At 49.7% G+C, this 20,323-nt stretch carries 24 protein-coding genes; 18 read left to right on the top strand and 6 right to left on the bottom strand.

Going from position 1 to position 20,323, the window contains the following annotated elements:
- Positions 1-4 precede the first annotated feature (4 nt).
- The 4 genes from BUB52_RS05435 to BUB52_RS05420 form a co-directional block, all read right to left on the bottom strand.
- A complete protein-coding gene (locus BUB52_RS05435; protein ID WP_009121613.1) occupies positions 5-1,513 on the bottom strand; it encodes a DUF3868 domain-containing protein in 1,509 nt (502 codons plus the stop codon).
- Positions 1,514-1,545: 32 nt separating this feature from the next.
- The gene (locus BUB52_RS05430) at positions 1,546-2,103 is read right to left on the bottom strand and encodes a DUF3575 domain-containing protein (protein WP_009121614.1); all 558 of its coding nucleotides are present in this window, start codon (positions 2,101-2,103) and stop codon (positions 1,546-1,548) included.
- A 45-nt stretch (positions 2,104-2,148) separates the two neighbouring features.
- Positions 2,149-2,436, bottom strand: coding sequence for a hypothetical protein (locus tag BUB52_RS05425; RefSeq protein WP_009121615.1), 288 nt, complete (start codon positions 2,434-2,436; stop codon positions 2,149-2,151).
- 382 nt (positions 2,437-2,818) lie between these two features.
- Positions 2,819-3,769, bottom strand: a complete 951-nt coding sequence (locus tag BUB52_RS05420) for a tyrosine-type recombinase/integrase (protein ID WP_009121617.1) — start codon at positions 3,767-3,769, stop codon at positions 2,819-2,821.
- Between the two features lie 186 nt (positions 3,770-3,955).
- Here BUB52_RS05420 and BUB52_RS05415 point away from each other — a divergent pair, with 186 nt between their 5' ends.
- The 10 genes from BUB52_RS05415 (at position 3,956) to BUB52_RS05375 (ending at position 9,662) form a co-directional block, all read left to right on the top strand.
- A complete protein-coding gene (locus BUB52_RS05415; RefSeq protein ID WP_022217862.1) occupies positions 3,956-4,237 on the top strand; it encodes a DUF4248 domain-containing protein in 282 nt (93 codons plus the stop codon).
- A gap of 270 nt (positions 4,238-4,507) precedes the next feature.
- Complete coding sequence (locus BUB52_RS05410; protein WP_009121620.1) at positions 4,508-5,116, top strand: hypothetical protein; 609 nt, start codon at positions 4,508-4,510, stop codon at positions 5,114-5,116.
- 33 nt (positions 5,117-5,149) lie between these two features.
- The gene (dnaB, locus tag BUB52_RS05405) at positions 5,150-6,526 is read left to right on the top strand and encodes a replicative DNA helicase (RefSeq protein WP_009121621.1); all 1,377 of its coding nucleotides are present in this window, start codon (positions 5,150-5,152) and stop codon (positions 6,524-6,526) included.
- Between the two features lie 325 nt (positions 6,527-6,851).
- A complete protein-coding gene (locus tag BUB52_RS05400) occupies positions 6,852-7,340 on the top strand; it encodes an HU family DNA-binding protein (protein WP_009121622.1) in 489 nt (162 codons plus the stop codon).
- A 67-nt stretch (positions 7,341-7,407) separates the two neighbouring features.
- Complete coding sequence (locus tag BUB52_RS15725; protein ID WP_162609559.1) at positions 7,408-7,509, top strand: smalltalk protein; 102 nt, start codon at positions 7,408-7,410, stop codon at positions 7,507-7,509.
- 38 nt (positions 7,510-7,547) lie between these two features.
- The gene (locus BUB52_RS05395; protein WP_073212617.1) at positions 7,548-8,021 is read left to right on the top strand and encodes an N-acetylmuramoyl-L-alanine amidase; all 474 of its coding nucleotides are present in this window, start codon (positions 7,548-7,550) and stop codon (positions 8,019-8,021) included.
- Positions 8,022-8,145: 124 nt separating this feature from the next.
- The gene (locus BUB52_RS05390) at positions 8,146-8,628 is read left to right on the top strand and encodes a ferritin (protein ID WP_009121638.1); all 483 of its coding nucleotides are present in this window, start codon (positions 8,146-8,148) and stop codon (positions 8,626-8,628) included.
- Positions 8,629-8,744: 116 nt separating this feature from the next.
- Positions 8,745-8,960 carry a DUF3791 domain-containing protein gene (locus tag BUB52_RS05385; protein ID WP_009121639.1) on the top strand — a complete coding sequence of 72 codons (216 nt, stop codon included), beginning with the start codon at positions 8,745-8,747 and terminating at the stop codon, positions 8,958-8,960.
- Positions 8,957-9,457 carry a DUF3990 domain-containing protein gene (locus BUB52_RS05380; protein ID WP_009121640.1) on the top strand — a complete coding sequence of 167 codons (501 nt, stop codon included), beginning with the start codon at positions 8,957-8,959 and terminating at the stop codon, positions 9,455-9,457. The genes BUB52_RS05385 and BUB52_RS05380 overlap by 4 nt, the downstream gene beginning before the upstream one ends.
- Positions 9,458-9,470: 13 nt before the next feature.
- The gene (locus BUB52_RS05375; protein ID WP_022218411.1) at positions 9,471-9,662 is read left to right on the top strand and encodes a DUF3791 domain-containing protein; all 192 of its coding nucleotides are present in this window, start codon (positions 9,471-9,473) and stop codon (positions 9,660-9,662) included.
- Positions 9,663-9,703: 41 nt separating this feature from the next.
- Here BUB52_RS05375 and kbl read toward each other — a convergent pair whose 3' ends face one another.
- Entirely contained in the window at positions 9,704-10,891 is a 1,188-nt protein-coding gene (gene kbl, locus BUB52_RS05370) for a glycine C-acetyltransferase (protein WP_009121642.1), read from the bottom strand.
- Between the two features lie 155 nt (positions 10,892-11,046).
- Here kbl and BUB52_RS05365 point away from each other — a divergent pair, with 155 nt between their 5' ends.
- The 5 genes from BUB52_RS05365 (at position 11,047) to BUB52_RS05345 (ending at position 16,377) form a co-directional block, all read left to right on the top strand.
- A complete protein-coding gene (locus BUB52_RS05365) occupies positions 11,047-12,003 on the top strand; it encodes an NAD-dependent epimerase/dehydratase family protein (RefSeq protein WP_009121644.1) in 957 nt (318 codons plus the stop codon).
- A 20-nt stretch (positions 12,004-12,023) separates the two neighbouring features.
- The gene (locus BUB52_RS05360) at positions 12,024-12,872 is read left to right on the top strand and encodes a DUF4348 domain-containing protein (protein ID WP_009121645.1); all 849 of its coding nucleotides are present in this window, start codon (positions 12,024-12,026) and stop codon (positions 12,870-12,872) included.
- 5 nt (positions 12,873-12,877) lie between these two features.
- Positions 12,878-13,861 (top strand): UDP-N-acetylmuramate dehydrogenase, encoded by a 984-nt coding sequence (gene murB, locus BUB52_RS05355; protein WP_009121646.1) that lies wholly within the window; start codon positions 12,878-12,880, stop codon positions 13,859-13,861.
- Between the two features lie 26 nt (positions 13,862-13,887).
- Complete coding sequence (locus BUB52_RS05350; RefSeq protein ID WP_009121647.1) at positions 13,888-14,652, top strand: MBL fold metallo-hydrolase; 765 nt, start codon at positions 13,888-13,890, stop codon at positions 14,650-14,652.
- Between the two features lie 72 nt (positions 14,653-14,724).
- Positions 14,725-16,377 (top strand): hypothetical protein, encoded by a 1,653-nt coding sequence (locus tag BUB52_RS05345; RefSeq protein WP_009121648.1) that lies wholly within the window; start codon positions 14,725-14,727, stop codon positions 16,375-16,377.
- 122 nt (positions 16,378-16,499) lie between these two features.
- On the opposite strand, the gene BUB52_RS05340 is transcribed toward BUB52_RS05345, so the two are convergent.
- A complete protein-coding gene (locus BUB52_RS05340; RefSeq protein WP_009121649.1) occupies positions 16,500-16,868 on the bottom strand; it encodes a DUF3127 domain-containing protein in 369 nt (122 codons plus the stop codon).
- Positions 16,869-17,032: 164 nt separating this feature from the next.
- Here BUB52_RS05340 and dnaN point away from each other — a divergent pair, with 164 nt between their 5' ends.
- The 3 genes from dnaN to coaBC all read left to right on the top strand — a co-directional run bounded on the left by dnaN (position 17,033) and on the right by coaBC (position 20,298).
- The gene (gene dnaN, locus BUB52_RS05335) at positions 17,033-18,157 is read left to right on the top strand and encodes a DNA polymerase III subunit beta (protein WP_009121650.1); all 1,125 of its coding nucleotides are present in this window, start codon (positions 17,033-17,035) and stop codon (positions 18,155-18,157) included.
- 124 nt (positions 18,158-18,281) lie between these two features.
- A complete protein-coding gene (locus BUB52_RS05330) occupies positions 18,282-19,052 on the top strand; it encodes a 3'-5' exonuclease (protein WP_009121651.1) in 771 nt (256 codons plus the stop codon).
- A 25-nt stretch (positions 19,053-19,077) separates the two neighbouring features.
- Positions 19,078-20,298: a bifunctional phosphopantothenoylcysteine decarboxylase/phosphopantothenate--cysteine ligase CoaBC gene (gene coaBC / locus BUB52_RS05325; RefSeq protein ID WP_009121652.1), complete on the top strand. Its 1,221-nt coding sequence runs from the start codon at positions 19,078-19,080 to the stop codon at positions 20,296-20,298.
- Positions 20,299-20,323: the final 25 nt, after the last annotated feature.

Genomic DNA, 20,323 nt, shown 5'->3' with positions numbered 1-20,323 from the left:
ATGATTAATATTCGGTTTCTCTTCTCAGGGTTTTCAATGCTTCGTTCGCTTGCTCTATTCCGGCTGCCGCCGCCATGGTAAGATACACTTCCGCCTTGTCGCGGTTTCCTTCCTGCAGGCAGAGTATGCCCATGTTGTTGTATGCCATGGGCAGGGTGGCGAACCTTTCCAGATAGCGGCGGGCCTTGGCTGTTTCGCCTTTGGCGAGGGCTACCGCCGCGGCGTTGATGTTCGCTTCGGGGCTGTCGGGAAACAGGCGGGCTGCCAGGTCGAGCACATCGTTGTACTCCCTGGACCCTTGCGGATAGCTGCTTGCCACTGTAAAGAACTCGTTCAGGTGCAGCGCTTTCCGTTCGCCCGTACGGAACAGCCTCAGGCTTTCCGCCGCATCCGGCGGCCTGCGGGTGTACTCTATTTTGTAGTCCACTCTCATTACTTCGGGGAATATCCTTTCCGCCAGATATTTGTAAGGCTTACCGTCGGCAAGGTTCATCAGCATGCGTTCGCGCCCCTTGTCTATGTCTACATTGTTTATCAGGTCGAGGGCGGCTTCACGGAACATCATGTCGCTTTGCTTTATCAGTGCGGCGATGGAATCCCAATCCTCGGAAATCCAACGGACTTCCAGCGGAGTGCTTGCCGCCAGGCGGTTTTCGCGCAGATACCCTTTCAGGCTTAGCGCACGTACCGGCGCGTTCATCTCGTTCTTTTTCAGATTTCCTATGGGAGCCCCATAACCGGTTATTTCCACTTTGGAAAGCTCCGTTCCGCTTTCCCGTCGGATGTCCTGCAAGGCATTGCGCAGGCGATGGTATATCTCGAAGTCCTGCTTCTCTTCGGACAGGCCGCCCAACGGCTTCTCGCCTTTCTCCCGGCTGTCCCGGCCGAAGTAGGGGATGGAGCCTGTTATCGTGCGGAGCGTATCCTTGTCCGGTGCGGGTTCGATGAAATTCACCCAAGACAGGTATTTTCTGTCCGTACCCGTGTCCCAGGCGGAAGCGCGTGCTTTGGGCAGGCTCAGTTTGTCGGCTATCTTGTCTTCATAGACGTTTCCTTGCTTCCCGTGGCAGGCGCACTCCTGCGACCGTATCAGGAGCAAGGCGTTCTTCATCCACTCCTGATAGGGCACTGCCACCCGGTAGTGGAACGAACGCGACACCTTGGCGTCATTTCTTATTACTACCGCAGGTATGGGGGCGGGATGCTTGCTGTCGGCAAATTTCTGTTCCCGTCGGTATACTTTCTGCTTCTCCGTGCCGTTAATCAGGACTGCGGGCAGGTCTTGTTCGTTTTCCCCGCTGATGAGTACGGGTGTCAGAGTCAGCGATTCGTCCGAGGGCATTTTCAGCCCCTCGAAGTCAACGGACAATTCTATGTTCAGATGTCCGTCCGCAAGCGAGAACCGTTGTCCGGTAACGAACATTTCCCCCCGGTAGAATTCCTGTGCGCAGCCGGTGTTGCAACAGAGCGTCAGCGTTGCCAGAGCCAGAGGAATACGGATTAAGTTTTTCATACTTTCAATTTGCTATGTAATTATTCTTGTTACTATTTTATCATATACACCAGCGATACGGCCGCTTTTGTGGGAGCTATGAAGCTCTTGCGCCCGCTTCCCGTCTTTTCTCCGCAGTGCAGGCAGCGGTAACGTTCGTATGCGGTGTGCAGAAATCCTATGCCGAGGCTTGTTTCCAGTCCCCAGTGCGGAGAGAGGATAAAGTGGTAGCCGTACGAGAAGCCCGCGCCCATGACGTTTCCTTCGTATCTGTCGGAGCGCACTCCCTTGAAGAGCCCCAAAGGCAGTTTCATTTTTCCCGCATTGTACACTCCGTACGTCAGGTTCACCCCGAAGAAATGCCCGCCATAGGGCTGGCACATCCAATAACGCAGTTCCGGCTGTACAAACCAGTGCTTCCAGCGTTTGTTCTCTCCTGCCGGGAAAGGGTTGTAATGAAATCCGGTTTCCAGCGTAAACCGTTCGGACAGCCTTACTTCCACGCCGAGGTTGGGAGAGGAGAGCATGCCTGTAAGCAAATCGCTTTTCACGGCAATGTTTTGCCCTTCCGTCTTGCAGGCGGGAAGCAATAACAGCACTGCCAGGAGCACCGAGGCCGATATGTAGCTTCTTTTTCTCAACTGTTTTCTCTCCGGCTATAAGTCCGACATGTTTGTTGCTTGCGGGTATGTCCCGTTCACCGGGTGTACTACTCCGGGGTTCTGCGCAGTCGTTCCGTATTGAATGTAGGATTTTTTATAAGATTGCATTTCCATCGGATTATTGTCACCTTTTGGAATGATAAGTCCGGCGGCGGTGAGTTGCGGCAGTAGGGAGCGCCTCGCTTCTTCGGCAGGTATATGCTGTTCCGGACAGCTATCATAGCTGCCTGCGTGGATGTGGTTAAGCTGCACGATGGCGGCCTGTGTTCGGGGTGTTACCATGTACTGTTTTGTTTGTTTGATTGTTGATATTTGTCCGTTACTTTGTAGGTAACGGAAAACGGTTTTGCGGCTCCTCACAGAAGCGTCTGTCGCATGTATGGCCGGGTTGTATAATCAGTGGGGTTATATAACAGGTGTTTCCCGCTTTCCGTCCGGAAAGGCGGTAAGAGGATTTGTTGCCGTATGCTTCGGGGTTGGTTTGTTTCTGTTTGTTCGCAAGTAGGGCTTTTGTGCCGTTTGTGATAAGATTTTATCTTTTTTGCTTTGTTTTTCAAGTTTTATGGTTACTTTTGCAGTGAAGATACTCTCCGTTACCTACAAAGTAATTCCTTTGTAATATCCTGTATTATAGATATATATCGGAAATCCAAATCTCCTGGCATTAGCACGTCGTGCATCTTTTTACGTAAGCGATTATTTTCTTATTGGTTTTATCCAGCACTTCGTTTTCAAATGGTTTCAGATAGGTTTCCGTCACCTTTACCGATGAATGTCCCAGCGCGTTGCTGATGATTCCCACAGCGACTTTCGTGTGAAAAGCCGTTGTCGCCCATGTATGGCGCGCGGTGTAGGACGATAATTTTCCGCTTAGTCCGAGGGCGGATGCCAGCAGCTTCAGTTTCCGGTTGAAGTTTCTTAATACCCGTTGGTAATGTTGATATTCGTTACGGCTTCCCAATGGAGAATACCGGCTTTCGTCCCATAGGATATTGAGCAGATAGGGGGAGTTTGTACGGTGGTCGGCGCATTGCCGGAGAAGTTCGGCGGCTTCGGCGGTGACCTGCACGCTCACCTGTCGTCCGGTTTTCTGCCGGCGGTAGGAAATCACTCCGTTCCTGAAGTCGCATTTGCGTAGCCGGGCAAGGTCGGCAAAAGGCATTCCCCGTAACAGGAAAAGCAGGGCGAACCATATTTGCGTTTCCCTCAGCTCCTGCTGCAAGGACGGGGAAATGGCAAGCGCACGCCCCATATCGGCAGGCGGCAGGGCGCGCTTCACGTCGGTGCGGGTTCCGGTATATACGCGGGCAAACAGTCCGGGCACATAGTTGGCCATTCCCGCCGCCAATGCCCGGTTGTAAAGGGCACGCAGCATCCGCAGGTACGTGGATAAGGTGTTCAGTTTGAGCATCCGCTCCTGTAAATGCCTTTCAAACTCTTGTATCGTGGCGGCCACGAACACTTTTTTCATCCGTATCTCTTCTTGCGGATGCCTGGTTTTCCAGTAACGTTGGAAAGCGCGCAAAGCGCTGCGATACACATGAGCGGTTCCGAACCGCTCCCTGTCTTCCAGTTCTTGTACGACCGAAAGCGTAAAGGATGTTAAATCTTTCATAATGCGTTGTTTTTATATATTTACACTCCTTGCGTGCGCAATTAACGCGCGCAATATAATATACTCGTTTTCCTGAAAATAAATTACGCGTAAAAAAACAGCTTGTTCACAGGTAATCAATTGGTAATGTTATGTTTGGCTTTTTTGTATACCTTTGCAGCCGTTTTTTTAAAAAATAAACATAATATGAAACACCCTGATTATGACTGGATGCTGTTCGGATGTCATCCGATATCCGACATCGCTATGGCTTATTGTCCTTGTGAACACGCCACTTCGTCCACACGCGCTTTCCGCAGACTGTTGAGACTTTATCCGAAACTTTACGCCGAACTTTGCAAGAACGGCTACACGGAACATTTCACCATCCTGACCCCTCTGCATATAGCTGCCGTGATTCGCGAATTGGGAATGCCGTGCGAAGCGTTCTTCGAAAAGCAGAAACGCGCTTCCAGAGAAAACCCCTGATATATTTTAATATATCAATTCTTTCCTTTATTTCTTATGTGTCCGGAAAATGTCCGGCCGGCTGTCCGCCAAAGATAATAAGCCTTTGGCGGACAGCCCGTATGAATGAGCGCCGGAGCGTCCGGAAAGATGTTCATACCGAAAACGACCTGAAATAGCTATTTTCCACCGAAACCTGCTATTATTTACCGAAGCTTACCGGAAGTGCATACCGGGCTTGCAGAGCCGGGAATTGTCCTCTACCTTTGCGGAGTAATTTAAAACGATAAAATGTTAGAATCCACCAAACAGGGGTATCTCATGGTTCCCCGACAACTAATCCATGAGATTATATGCGAGTGTCCGGAAGCTGCCGGAGAGCAGGAAGCCTTTCTGCGTGTGTTGCTCTATGCCAATTACAAGGAGAGCGTTTATCGCCGCAACGGGGCAGAGTATGTGTGCGCACGTGGCGAAAGTCTGTTCAGCTATATGCAGTGGACCGAAATTTTCGGTTGGAGACGTAGCCGTACCATGCGTTTCTTCAAAAAAATGTTCGATTGCAAACGGCTGGTGCATCTGGACGACGGACATTCCACCCATATCCGCATCCCCGATTATGACGCCTGGATACCCCGCGCGCCGAAAAAGGAAGCGGCGTCCGCCACACCGCCCGACAACGGTTTCAATGATTTCTGGGAGCAGTACCACGAGATTACCCGCAAGGACAAAGTGAATCCCGCCAAAGCGCGCAAAAGCTGGAACAGGCTCTCCGCCAACGAACGTACCGCCGCCGTAGAAAACATCGAAAACTATTACGGCCATCTCAACAGCACCTTGTTCTGCCTGCAAGCCGTGAATTACCTCTCCAACAAGGCTTTCTTGAATGAATACGAATATTAGCGGCCGGCGGCCGACGATGACAACCGTAATGCAATGAGTGAAATACTGAACCCGCAGGATGCGGAACTTGAAGAAGTTATACTTGGCGCCTGCCTCATAGAGCGTGAGGCCATGCCGATGGTGGCCGACCGGCTACGTCCGGAAATGTTCTACTTTGAGAAGAATGCGCTGATTTATGCCGCCTTGCAGGCGATGTACCGGGATGGCAGGCAGATAGATATCATCACCGTGAAGAACGAGCTTGGCGCCCGCGGCAAGCTGGATGCCGCGGGCGGGCCGTATGAACTGGTCCGTATCAGCGGCAGGGTGGTGTCGTCGGTGCATTTGGAGTATCATGTGCGGATTTTGCATGAGAAGCACTTGCGGCGTGAAATGATACTCGGCTTCCATAAATTGCTGGCCCTTGCCGCCGATGAAACCACGGATATTGCCGACACGCTGGTGGATGCCCACAACCTGCTGGACCGTTTTGAGGGAGAATGCGGCACTATCGACCATTTGCGCGATATGGATACCTTGATGGATGATACGCTGCAACAAGTGGATGCCCGTCAGGCTTCCGGCATAAACGGCATCACAGGTATCCCCACCGGTCTGGCTGACCTCGACCGCCTGACTTCGGGCTGGCAGCGGGGTGACTTGAATGTCATTGCCGCCCGTCCCGCCGTAGGTAAGACGGCCTTCGCTCTGCATCTGGCGCGTGCGGCCGCCACCGCAGGACATCATGTGGCGGTGTACAGCCTCGAAATGCAGGGTGAGCGCCTGGGCGACCGCTGGCTGGTGGCCGCCTCACCGGATGTCAATGCCCGCCACCTGCGCGGCGGACAACTCACCGCCGATGAGGTGGAGCAGGTGAGGAGAGCCGCTACGGGCTTGCGTGTACTGCCTATCCACGTGGACGACCATCCGGTGACGAGTATGGACAGGGTGCGCTCTTCGGCGCGTATGCTGCAAAGCAAAGGCAAGTGCGACATGATTATTCTGGATTATCTGCAACTCTGCGACATGAAGTCCGACCAGAAGAACCGCAACCGCGAACAAGAAGTGGCGCAGACCACCCGCAAGGCGAAACTCATGGCAAAAGAACTGAATGTGCCCGTTCTGCTCCTGAGCCAGTTGAACCGGGGAAGCGACGGACGGCCTTTCAGCCGTCCTATCTTGAGCGACCTGCGTGAAAGCGGGGCTATCGAGCAGGACGCGGACATGGTGATGCTGCTTTACCGCCCTGCGTTGTCGGGCATCAAGACAGAACCGGTAAGCAAGTATCCTACGGAGTGTTTGGGAGTGGTGATGGTGGCGAAGCACCGCAACGGTGAGACAGGGGATGTGTACTTTGCGCATAACCCCAGCATGACGAAACTTGGCGAATATGTCCCGCCTACGGAATGGCTGATGAGAAACGCGAAATAACAATCCAATTATAATGTATTCATTACTTATATAGGAGAATATGAAAAAACAGACGGTGCAAACAGGGTAAACGCATGGTCTGCAACGGTGAAACAGACGGTCTGTACGGAGCAAACAGACCGTCTGTTTTTTTACCTGATTTTCAGAGAAAAAAGTGAACGAATTATAGAAAATAAATGGCTGGATACTTGACTTCGCCTCGTAGATTTCGTATCTTTGTTATGTGCTTAAAGAAAGGGAAAATCATTGATTAAGGCGCCTGTTTACTCTTCCTTTTTACATGGAATTTTGATATGCATTTTTTTTAACCTAAACTTTATTTTTTATGGATGTACTTGTAGAGCGCTTTCTGCGCCGGAAGGATGTGACGAATCCTGATTCTCAGAAACTGTATTATCTTCGTCAGAAACCCAAAACCTGCGGCACGGTGGATATCGATGTCCTTGCCGCCAGTATTCAGAAAAATTGCGCCATGACGAAAGGCGATGTGAAGCACGTAATCGAAGCCCTTGTGGAAGAAATTCAGACAAATCTTGCCAACGGCGACAAGGTGAAACTGAATCAGCTCGGTACGCTTCACATGACGTTCCGCTGTCCGGGTGTGGAGAAGTCGGAAGATTGTACGGTCAGGAATATTTCCAAAGTGAATATCCGCTTCGTGCCCGACAAGGGTCTCAAGCTGGTGAATGGCAGTACGGCCGTCACCCGTAGTCCGGCCAATGTGGCTTTCTCGCTGGATAAACCTGCTGACGGCAGCTCGGGCGGCGGTAACGGCGGCGGCAACAGCGGCGAAGAGGAGAACCCTCTTGGATAGCCTTTCCGTCCTGATTTCCCGACTGAACAATAACTTTATGTATTCATCTTTTAAATCCTAAACTCTTATGTCAACAAAATCAACCTGGTGGGACAAGCTCCTCAAAATCGTAATCGCAGTGGCATCGGCCGTTCTCGGCGCATTGGGCGCGCACGCAATGCCCATGTAGCCAAGTCATAACTCATAACTTATAACTCATAACTCAAAATGAGATTCATCAACCTCATCGTTGTCCACTGTTCCGCCACCCGCTGCGACCGCAGCTATACGGAACACGACCTGACAACAGACCACCTGCGCCGGGGCTTCTCCGGCGCAGGTTATCATTTTTATATCCGTAAGAACGGTGATATAAAGACGCTCCGGCCTTTGGAACGTCCCGGTGCGCATGCCAGAGGCTGCAACGCCCACAGCGTCGGCATCTGCTACGAGGGCGGGCTGAACGAGCGGGGACGGCCTGCCGATACCCGTACCGATTTCCAGAAACACTCACTGAGGGTACTCGTTATGTTATTGCTGCGCGATTATCCCGGCAGCCGCCTTTGCGGGCATCGCGACCTCAGTCCCGACCTGAACGGCAACGGCGAGATAGAACCCGAAGAATGGGTAAAAGTGTGTCCTTGCTTTGATGCTGCGTCCATTCTGCAAGAGCCGTCGCCCCCCAATCCGGCTTCATTGTAATCCGATTGTTGTATTTGAAAAGTTATGTTACGCTTTTTTTACTAAATAATGTTATTGGGGTGAACAATATTCGTGTGTTCTTGTTACATTTGTAATCATTTCAATTTACTTAATAAATACAATTATGATAACAGAAAAATTACAGAATGCAATTAACGAGCAGATTACGGCTGAGATGTGGTCATCCAACCTTTATTTGGCAATGTCTTTCTATATGGATAAGGAAGGTTATTGCGGTATGGCTTCCTGGTTGAAAAAGCAGGCGCACGAAGAGCACGAACATGCTTGCGAACTGGCATCGTACATCATCAAGCGCGGCGGTAAGGCTAAATTAGATAAGATTGACGTTGTTCCCAACGATTTCGGTACTCCGCTGGAAGTATTCGAACAGGTTTACGAACACGAATGCCGCGTATCAAAGATGATTGACGCCCTCGTTGACGTAGCTGCCGCTGAAAAAGATAAAGCTTCTCAAGACTTCTTGTGGGGATTCGTTCGCGAACAGGTGGAAGAAGAAGCTACTGCCGCAGGTATCGTAGATATGGTAAAGAAAGCCGGTGCTGCCGGAGTGTTCTTTGTCGATGCGAAGCTGGGCGAAAGAAGATAAGTATACTGATTATCCCTAATGGGATTTTTTTGGAAGATACGCAGAAAATATAGAGTTTTTTGCGTATCTTTGTTTTTAGAGATAATCAGATACTCTGCTTTGCAGTATTAAAGAATATGAACTTTGAACAATTAAATTTCACGATGTTTTGCGTGGGCAATGTAGCGGATGCATTGAAAATGAGCGCAGGAAACGTGTATCGGCTGTTGAGAGACTCCGGTATTTTAATGGAGTATATTGTGCCGGGGTATGACGTGCTGCATACATTCGGTAAAGATTATCTGGTGGAAGACATTGTATCGTATATGAAAGAGAAAGGAGTTTTGCAATGATATTGTATCATGCTTCGCCGTATATTATAGAGAGACCGGATGTGAGCCGTTCGCGTGACTTTCTGGATTTTGGGAAGGGCTTCTATCTTACTGCAATACGTGAGCAGGCTGAAAAATATGCGATGCGTTTTCTCCGCAGAGGGCAAAAAGCTTATATTAATGAGTATGTATTAGATGAAGATTTGTCTGAATACAATGTTATGACATTCGACAGATATGACGAAGCCTGGTTGGAGTATGTAGGTGCATGTCGTAAAGGTAACGGTGGGGTGATATATGACATTGTATCCGGCGGTATAGCGGATGATAAAGTTTTCAACACGATTGATTTGTATTTTGCCGGTGAGATGAGTAAAGAAGATGCTTTAGGAAGACTGGCTTTTGAATATCCCAATCATCAAATCTGTATACTGAATCAGAATGTAATTCTACATCATCTGAAATTTAAGAAAGCTACTGAAATAACAATTGAAGCAAGCAAAAATGATAGCAAATAAAACTATTCTACAAATGAAATACGCCCGCATTGTCAGGTTGTTTGCAGAACGGGTGCATTTGTCTTATGAGGATGCCTTGGGCTTTTTTTATGATTCGGAAACCTATGGTTTGATAAATGACGGAGTGGCTGATATGCACTGTCTGAGTGATGAATATCTGGCAGAAGAATTAGTACTTGAATATAATAAAAAAGCGATAGAGTAATCTGCTTTTTACCATTTTACCACTCTATCGCTTTTTTTATATTATTTCAGTACTCCCAATTCCTTTCCTACCTTTATAAACGCTTCGATGCATTTATCCAGATGCTCCTTATTGTGTCCGGCGGAGATTTGTACGCGGATGCGTGCCTGGTCTTTCGGTACAACGGGATAGTAGAAACCGGTTACATAGATACCTTCTTCCTGCATGCGTGCCGCATAAATCTGAGACAGTTTGGCGTCATACAGCATTACGGCGCAAATGGCGCTTTGGGTAGGCTTGATGTCGAAACCGGCGGCAGTCATCTTGTCGCGGAAGTAATTTACGTTCTCTACCAACTTGTCGTGCAGGGCGTTGCTCTCTTTCAGCATCTTGAACACTTCGAGGCTCGCGCCGATGATGCCCGGAGCCAGGGAGTTGGAGAACAGGTACGGGCGGCTGCGCTGACGCAATAAGTCGATAATCTCTTTGCGGCCTGTGGTGAAACCACCCAAAGCGCCGCCGAAGGCTTTGCCTAACGTACCGGTGTAGATGTCCACACGCCCGTACGTGCCATACAGCTCGCTCACGCCATGACCCGTAGCGCCTACCACGCCGGCGGAGTGAGATTCGTCCACCATTACCAGCGCGTCGTATTTTTCGGCAAGGTCGCATATCTTGTCCATGGGAGCCACGTTGCCGTCCATGGAGAACACACCGTCCGTCACGATGATGCGGAAACGTTGCGCCTGAGCCTCTTGCAGGCATTTTTCAAGCTCCGCCATGTCGGCATTGGCATAGCGGTAACGCTTGGCTTTGCACAGGCGCACGCCGTCGATAATGGAAGCGTGGTTCAAGGAGTCGGAGATGATGGCGTCCTCTTCGGTGAAGAGAGGCTCGAACACACCGCCGTTGGCGTCAAAGCAGGCGGCGTACAGAATGGTGTCTTCCGTCTTGAAGTAATCGGAAATGGCGGCTTCCAGTTCTTTGTGAATGTCCTGCGTTCCGCAGATGAAACGTACGGACGACATGCCGTAACCGCGGCGTTCCATTATGTTTCGGGCGGCGGCTATCAGGCGGGGATGATTGGATAATCCCAGGTAATTGTTGGCGCAGAAGTTCAGTACTTCCTTGCCTTTCACGGTGATAGCGGCTTGTTGCGCACTCTCAATCAGGCGTTCCTCTTTGTAGAGTCCGGCTTCTTTTATTTCAGCAAGAGTTTTGCTGAGATGGTCTTTCATTTTACCATACATAGCGTTCTATTTTAATAAGTGATACATCGTTATTTGAAGCTCTACAAAGGACATCATTTTTATTGGAATAAACAATATCTTTTTGATAGAAAAATGAAAAAAAAGTGCGTATATTTGCGCCTCGGTAATGAAAGAATACCTTATAAATAAGTTGTATGAAAAATATTTTGGTAATCGGAGCCACAGGACAGATTGGCTCGGAGTTGACATTAGAGTTGCGCAAGCGCTATGGTGATGACCATGTTGTAGCCGGATATATTCCGAGCGCTATGCCGCAGGGTGAATTAAAAGCCTCGGGTCCCTCGGCCATAGCCGATGTGACAGACCGCCAGTCCATTGAAGTTGTGGCGCGACAATTCAAGATCGATACAATTTATAATCTGGCAGCCTTGCTGTCGGTAGTTGCCGAAAGCCGTCCGGCCATGGCATGGAAAATAGGTATAGACGGGTTGTGGAACGTGCTGGAAGTGGCGCGTGAGTATGGTTGCGCCGTATTTACGCCGAGTTCCATCGGTTCGTTCGGAGAAAACACTCCCCACGTAAAGACGCCGCAAGACACTATTCAGCGCCCGCGCACCATGTACGGCGTAACAAAAGTGACGACAGAATTGTTAAGCGATTATTATTATACGAAATACGGGGTGGATACCCGTGCGGTACGCTTCCCCGGCATCATCTCCAACGTGACGCCCCCGGGTGGCGGTACGACGGACTATGCGGTAGACATCTTCTACTCGGCTGTGAAAGGCGAGAAGTTCGTATGTCCCGTAAAGGCGGGTACATTTATGGACATGATGTATATGCCCGATGCCATCAATGCGGCTATCTCGCTGATGGAAGCCGCTCCGGCGCGCCTGAAACACCGGAATGCGTTCAACATCGCTTCCATGAGCTTCGACCCGGAAATGATTTACGCCGCTATCAAGGAGCATGTGCCCGACTTTGAAATGACCTACGAGGTAGACCCTTTGAAGCAGGCCATCGCCGACAGTTGGCCCGACTCTCTGGACGACTCCTGCGCCCGCGAGGAATGGGACTGGATGCCGCAATTCGACCTGGAGTCCATGACTGTGGATATGCTTGAAAAATTAAGAGCGAAATTAAATAAATGACCGTAGAGGGTCAGTAAAGAATGAAACGATTACTAACGGGATTTTTTATACTCGTCTTTCTGTTCTCATGCGGGAACAGGAAGACGCAAATGGATCCCTTTGCTACCATTACCGAAATGGTGGATTCGGCCGGTCATAAGGCCGATACGCTGCAACAGGCGGAAGTGAAGGAAGAACCTAAGCCGTTGGAAGCGGACGAACTGTTTGATGATTTTATCTTCAACTATGCCTCGGACGAAGCTTTGCAGCGGGAGAGGACGGTGTTTCCTTTGCCTTATTACAACCGGGATACCCCTTCAAAAATAGAAGAGCGTTTCTGGAAGCACGACTACCTGTTTACGAAGCAGAACTATTACACGTTGCTTTTCGACCGTGAGAGCGACATGGATATGGTGGGTGACACCGCATTGAAATCCGTACAGGTGGAATGGATTTACCTGAAAACGCGCATGGTGAAGAAATATTACTTTGAGCGCAAGGAAGGCATGTGGATGCTTGAAGCCATAAATCTGCGCCATATCGAGGAAGGTGAAGGTGAGAATTTTGTGGATTTCTATACCCGTTTTGTGACGGACAGCCTGTACCAGAGTAAGCATATCGCCGACCCGTTGCAGTTTGTCACCATCGACCCCGACGATGAGTTTGCCATATTGGAGACCACCCTCGATGTGAACCAGTGGTATGCTTTCCGTCCGCCGCTGCCCGTAGACAAGTTGTCCAACATCAACTACGGACAGAAGAACGAGGACAATTCGAATACGAAAATTCTGAAAGTGAACGGCATCGGCAACGGATATTCCAACGTTTTCTATTTCCGGAGACGGGGCGGCGAGTGGAAAATGTATAAATACGAAGATACGAGCATTTGAGATTTATGAGAATACCCAATACATTCGGATTCGATGTGAAAGCTGCCGTGTATGCGGAATATCACTCGGTAGAGGAACTGGAGAAATGGATAGCCGAAGGGCGCGTCACTTCTCCTTTTTTGCATATAGGATGCGGCAGTAACCTGTTGTTTGTGAAAGATTATGACGGCATGGTGCTGCACTCGCGCATCGGCGGAGTGGAAGTGACCGCGGAAGATGATGAGCGGGTGCGGGTGCGTGTGGGCGCGGGCGTGATATGGGACGATTTCGCGGCTTACTGCGTAGAGCGGGGCTGGTATGGCGCGGAGAACCTGTCGCTGATACCCGGTGAGGTGGGTGCGGGCGCCGTACAGAATATCGGCGCTTACGGCGTAGAGGTGAAAGACATCATCGCGTCTGTGGAGACGATAAACATTCGCGGCGAGAAGCGTGTTTACCAAAAAGACGAATGTGAGTACGCTTACCGGAAAAGCCTTTTCAAAAAGCCTGAAATGAAGTCGGTCTTTGTGACTTACGTGAATTTCGTACTGAGCAAGAAGGAGCGTTACACGCTGGATTACGGTACGATTCGTCAGGAACTTGCCAAGTATCCGTCGGTGAATTTAGCTGTTTTGCGCCGTGTGATTATAGCTATCCGCGAAAGCAAGCTGCCCGACCCGAAAGTGCTGGGCAATGCCGGAAGTTTCTTTATGAACCCCATCGTGCCCCGTGCGCAATTTGAAGCGTTGCTGGACAGATATCCCGCCATGCCCCATTACGAGGTGGACGCCGAGCGGGTGAAGATTCCCGCCGGGTGGATGATAGACCGGTGCGGCTGGAAAGGCAAGGCTTTAGGACCTGCCGCCGTACACGACAAGCAGGCTCTGGTGCTTGTGAATCTGGGCGGTGCGACCGGAAAAGACGTGGTTGCCCTGTCGGATGCCGTCAGAGCTTCTGTAAAGGAGAAGTTCGGGGTGGAGATTCATCCGGAAGTAAACTTTATAGAGTGATTAACCGCCATTTACTTATTACTGTTATGAAACTGACCATATTAGGAAGCGGAACATCTACCGGAGTGCCGGAAATAGGTTGCACGTGCCCTGTCTGCACCTCTGCCGATTTGCGGGATAACCGCTTGCGCGCGTCGGCTCTGCTGCATACGGACGACGCGACGATATTGATAGACTGCGGCCCCGACTTCAGGACGCAGATGTTGCGCGCTGCCGTTTACGAGCGGATAGACGGCGTACTGATAACCCACGAGCATTACGACCATGTGGGCGGATTGGACGATTTGCGCCCTTTCTGCCGTTTTTCGGAGATACCTATCTATTCGGATGCTTACACAGCCGCCCATCTGCGGGTGCGGATGCCTTACTGCTTTGTGGATAAGAAGTATCCGGGCGTGCCGCGCATCTATTTGCGGGAAGTGGAAGCGGGCAAGCCTTTCTCTGTACGGGGAACGGAAATACTGCCGGTGGCCGTGATGCACGGGCGTTTACCCATTCTGGGCTACCGTATCGGCGGACGCCTGGGATATGTAACGGATATGCTTACGATGCCGGATGCCTCGTATGAACAATTGCAGGGGCTGGACGTTTTGGTAATAAACGCTTTGCGGCCGCAACCGCATCCTACGCATCAGAGCATATCGGAAGCGTTGGCGGCTGCGGAACGTATTGGCGCGAAGGAAACTTATTTCATCCACATGAGCCATCATGCAGGACTGCATGCCGAAATAGACAGCCAACTGCCGCCCCATGTGCATTTTGCTTATGACGGGATGGAAATAGATTTCTAAACTTTTTAAAACATTTGTTTTGTTTTATTAGTAGAAATGTTTATTTTTGCCAACAGTTGATGAATAAATGCCATGAAGCTTCGAGTACTTATACGAATAGCCGTTATTGTGTCCATAGTGCTGCTATGTACGGGCTTCGGCGCATACTCGTTCCTGCGCATGAACGCGGTGGAAAACCGGCAGGATTTTAATCTCTTTACCTTGGTTCCGCAAGATGCTACGGCTGTACTTGAGACAGACCGCGTGGCGGACTTGATGGAAGACATCAACGGGTTGCATTGCAGTAAGGATGACCACTTCCTATATGTTTCGGAGCTTTTCGCCTACTTGAAAAAGTATCTCAATACGCTGGTAGGCGACACCCCGCACGGGTTGAGCAGGCAGATGAACAAGATGCTTATCAGTTTTCACGAGCCGGATACTCCTTTGAATCAGGTGTTGTATTGCAGCCTGGGGTCGGGAGATTACGAATTGGTGGAATCTTTTGTGCGTAAGTACTGCTCCAGTACTTTCCCCTCTAAATACTTCGATTATAACGGCGAGGAAATACGTATCTATCCCATGGCGGACGGACGTTTCCTTGCGGTCTATTTCACGCCGGATTTTCTGGCGGTCAGCTTTCAGAAGCGTTTGATAGAGCGGGTCATCGATGCCCGCCGTTCCAGGCAATCGCTGATGGATATGCCTTCTTTCCGTACCATGTATGCCGGCAAACGCAATAATGTGGCGGCAACGGTGTACGTGCGCATGAAAGAGGTGGGCATGGGAAAGGATACGGACGGCATCCGTTCGCAGACACGCTTGGGAAGCTGGGCGGAGTTTGATATGAAGTTCAATGAGGAAGCCGTGTATTGTTCCGGTATCAGTCACGGTTCGGATACTACCCGGACGTTTATCAACGCGCTTCGCAGGCAGATGCCGATAAAGGGGTTTTCGGGAGAGCGGCTTCCGGCCTCTACTTTCTTCTACGACCAGTGGGCTATTTCGGATTTGGAAGCCATGTTCGGCTTTACTTCGCGGCAGGAATATGCCAAAGCTACTTATTCCGATTATATCAAGAAGCGGGATGAAGAGTGGATGGATTTTATGAAAGAGCATGCGGGAGAGAGCATCATGTCCTGCCTGTTCCAATCCAAAGACACAACCGACCGTCGTCCTTGCGCCGTAATGAGTGTTGCCGTGAAAGATGAAGCGCAGGCGGAACGTTATCTGCAACATCTGCTATATGTTACTCCGAAAGAAGAGGACGCCCCGGCAGTGCCGCGGACCTCTCCCGGTTACAGGCAATATCCGCAGGCGAGGAAATACCGGCAGTACATGTTGCCCCGGAATACTATGCTGACGCAACTGACCGGCATTACGGAATCCGCGCTTCACACCTACGCCTGTTTTTATAAGGGGGCCTTGTTGCTGGCGCCCGATGCGCAGAGCCTTTCCGCCTATATAGACGCCGTCGAGAATAAGGATGTGCTGGGCGGAACTTCGGTGTATGAAGAAGGGGTAGGCAGTCTTTCCCCGTATTATAACTTTGCCATGATGGTGGATATGGAAGAGATGATGCTCCAGCCGGAAACTTATGTGCGCCTGATACCGAACTTCTTCTTCCGTCAGGCCAAGTTCTTCCGTCACTTCGTAATCGGCATACAGTTTACTTGTACGGACGGAATAGTGTACCCGAACCTCGTCTTACTGTATAAAGGGGAAATTGAGGAAATTGAGAATTGAGAATTAAAAATTGAGAAATAGGGAGAATAGTCGGTTCTTCCGATAAAAAAAAACCATGTATATGCCCGCAGGTAGATACATGGTCTTTCTTATTTCTCAATTTTTAATTCTCAATTCTCAATTTAGAAAGGTAAATCGTCTTTAGCGTCTCCGGACAAGAATTCCGGTGCTGCGGAAGGAGCCGGCGGCGGAACCGGTGCGCCCGGTGCAGGTGCGGCTGCGCTGACGCGTTCTACTTTCCATGCGCGGATACTGTTGAACCAGCGGTCTTGCCACTGACGTGCATCGACATCGAAAGAAACCGTCAGCTCTTCACCCATCTGGATGTTGAACTGTTCTATTTTATCTGCTCCGAATACGTCGAAACACATCTTACGGGGATATTGCCCGTGGTCTTCGATTACGTATTCTTGTGCCTTCCACTCGTTACCTGTTTTGGAAACTCCGCCTCTGGGCTGGAGTATAGCGATAATTTTTCCTGTAAATTCCATTGTTCTCTTTTTAAATGATGCGGCGAAGTTACAATTTTTTAGGAATATGCGACGAATAAACGGCTGTTTTTTCTTACTATTTCTTTGTCGTAGGGAATTCTTTTTTTAACTTTGTCCGTTAGTTAACAAGTTAGCTGAAATTAAAACTTAAATATACAGAATATATGAAATTTATCGTTTCGAGTACTGCGCTCTCCAGCCATTTGCAGGCTATCAGCCGCGTGATTAATTCGAAGAATGCGCTGCCTATTTTGGATTGTTTCCTCTTTGAACTACAAGACGGAACCTTGTCTGTAACCGTTTCCGACAGCGAAACAACGATGGTTACTACAGTCGAAGTGAACGAAAGTGATACCGACGGACGTTTTGCCGTAACCGCCAAAACTCTGTTGGATGCTTTGAAGGAAATTCCCGAACAACCGCTGACATTTGACATCAACACAAATTCTTTGGAGATTACAGTACAGTATCAAAACGGTAAATACAGCCTGATGGGACAGAACGCGGACGAATTCCCGCAATCGGCCATGCTGGGTGACAACGCCGTACGTGTGGAAATGGATGCGCAGGTGTTGCTGGGCGGTATCAACCGCGCGGTATTTGCAACCGCCGATGACGAGCTTCGTCCCGTGATGAACGGTATCTATTTCGATATTACCACCGAAGACATCACCATGGTGGCTTCCGACGGCCATAAGCTGGTACGCTGCAAGACGCTGGCCGCCAAAGGCAATGAACGCGCCGCTTTCATCCTGCCCAAGAAACCCGCCAACCTGATGAAGAACCTGTTGCCCAAAGAACAGGGCATGGTAACCATTGAGTTTGATGAACGTAACGCTGTGGTTACGCTGGAAAGTTATCGCATGGTATGCCGTCTGATTGAAGGACGCTATCCGAACTATAACTCTGTAATTCCGCAGAACAACCCGTATAAGGTAACGGTAGACCGCCAGCAACTGATAGGCGCGTTGCGCCGCGTGTCCATCTTCTCGTCACAGGCCAGCAGCCTTATCAAGCTGCGCATGCAGGAAAACCGGATTGTGATTTCGGCGCAGGACATCGACTTCTCCACTTCGGCGGAAGAAACACAGACTTGCCAGTATACGGGCAATCCGATGAGCATCGGCTTCAAATCTACTTTCCTCATAGATATCCTGAATAATATTTCAGCGGATGAAGTGGTTATCGAATTGGCCGATCCTTCACGCGCCGGCGTTATCGTTCCGGTAGAGCAGGAAGAAAACGAAGACCTGCTGATGCTGCTGATGCCGATGATGCTGAATGACTAATGAGATAGTAACCTGTCATTTTTTGTTTAGGCACGGATTACGCGGATTTCACGGTTCAGGTTTATAGGAAAACCGTGTCAGTCCGTGTAATCCGTGCCTAAAAGATAAATAAATACGAAACTTCATGAAACTGAATCTTAAAAATCCGATTGTCTTTTTTGATTTGGAGACCACCGGTACAAACATTAACTCAGACCGAATAGTAGAAATCTGTTATCTCAAAGTATATCCCAACGGGAACGAGGAAACCAAAACCATGCGTATCAATCCCGAAATGCATATTCCGGCGGAAGCTTCCGCCGTTCATGGCATTTATGATGAAGATGTAGCGGACTGTCCCACGTTTAAGGAAGTGGCGCGCGGTATCGCCAATGATATTGAAGGCTGCGACCTTGCCGGTTTCAATTCCAACCGTTTCGATATTCCCGTTCTGGCGGAAGAATTCCTGCGTGCGGATGTGGATATCGACATGAGCCGCCGCAAGTTTGTGGATGTGCAGGTTATCTTCCATAAAATGGAACAGCGCACGCTGTCCGCCGCCTATAAGTTCTATTGCGGCAAGAATCTGGAAGACGCCCATACGGCGGAAGCGGACACTCGCGCTACCTATGAGGTGCTGATGTCGCAACTGGACCGCTATCCGGACTTGCAGAACGATGTGACTTTCCTGTCGGATTATTCCAGTTTCAACAAGAATGTGGACTTTGCGGGACGCATGGTTTACGATGATAAAGGTGTGGAAGTGTTTAATTTCGGTAAGTACAAAGGCATGTCGGTAGCCGATGTGTTGAAGCGTGATCCGGGATATTACAGCTGGATACTGAACAGTGATTTTACGCTGAATACCAAAGCCATGCTGACTAAAATCCGCCTGCGTGAGATTACTCAGAAGTGATATTTGTAATTAGTATTTTGATTTCATGGCAAATCCACTGAAAGGAAAGAAAATAGTACTCGGCATTACAGGCAGTATTGCCGCTTATAAAGCCTGCCATATCATCCGCGGACTTATAAAACAGGGTGCGGAAGTGCAGGTCGTTATAACCCCTGCGGGAAAAGAATTCATAACTCCCATTACTTTATCCGCCCTCACCGGGAAGCCTGTCATCAGTGAGTTTTTTGCGCAACGTGACGGGACATGGAACAGTCACGTGGATTTGGGCTTGTGGGCGGATGCCATGCTGATAGCTCCGGCCACGGCTTCCACTATCGGCAAAATGGCGAATGGCGTTGCCGACAATATGCTGATAACCACTTATCTGTCTGCGAAAGCTCCTGTGTTTGTGGCTCCGGCGATGGATTTGGATATGTATGCTCATCCGTCCACCCAAAAGAACCTGGAGACGCTGCGCTCGTATGGCAATCATATCATAGAACCGGGCACGGGCGAGCTGGCGAGCCATTTGGTGGGCAAAGGAAGAATGGAAGAACCGGACGTTATCATCCGTCATTTGGAAGAGTTCTTCGCAGCCAAAGACGGTGATCTGGCCGGAAAGAAAATTATGATAACTACCGGACCTACGTATGAAAAAATAGACCCGGTGCGTTTCATCGGCAATTATTCGTCGGGTAAGATGGGCTTTGCGCTTGCCGATGAATGTGCGGCAAGAGGAGCGGCTGTGACTCTGGTTTCGGGACCTGTGCAGCTCCGTACGCATTATCCTATGCATCAACATTTCAATGTCGAGTCTGCCGGACAGATGTTCGAGGCGGCCACTTCTTTGTTTTACAATGCGGATGCCGTTATTATGGCCGCCGCCGTAGCCGACTATACGCCGGAGCAGGTGGCCGATAAGAAGATTAAGCGGGAAAAGACCGGGGATATGTCGTTGGATTTGAAGCCTACGCAGGATATTGCCGCCCGTTTGGGAGAGATGAAGAAGCAATATCCCGGCAAAGTGCTGGTAGGGTTTGCCCTCGAAACCAATGACGAACGACAGAATGCGGAAGATAAGCTGAACCGTAAGAATCTGGACTTTATCGTGCTCAATTCGTTGAATGACAAAGGCGCCGGATTCCGTTACGATACCAATAAAATCAGTATTATAGACCGGAATGGTAAAAAGGATTATCCGTTGAAGTCCAAAGCCGAGGTGGCTGCGGACATTATCGACCATCTGGTGGAAGTGATGAAACATTAATGCTATTTTCGATTATCAACTCTCA

Origin of the sequence: Bacteroides clarus YIT 12056, assembly GCF_900129655.1 — a bacterium.
Classification (GTDB): Bacteria; Bacteroidota; Bacteroidia; order Bacteroidales; family Bacteroidaceae; genus Bacteroides; species Bacteroides clarus.
This window is presented reverse-complemented; position numbering and strand designations above follow the sequence as displayed.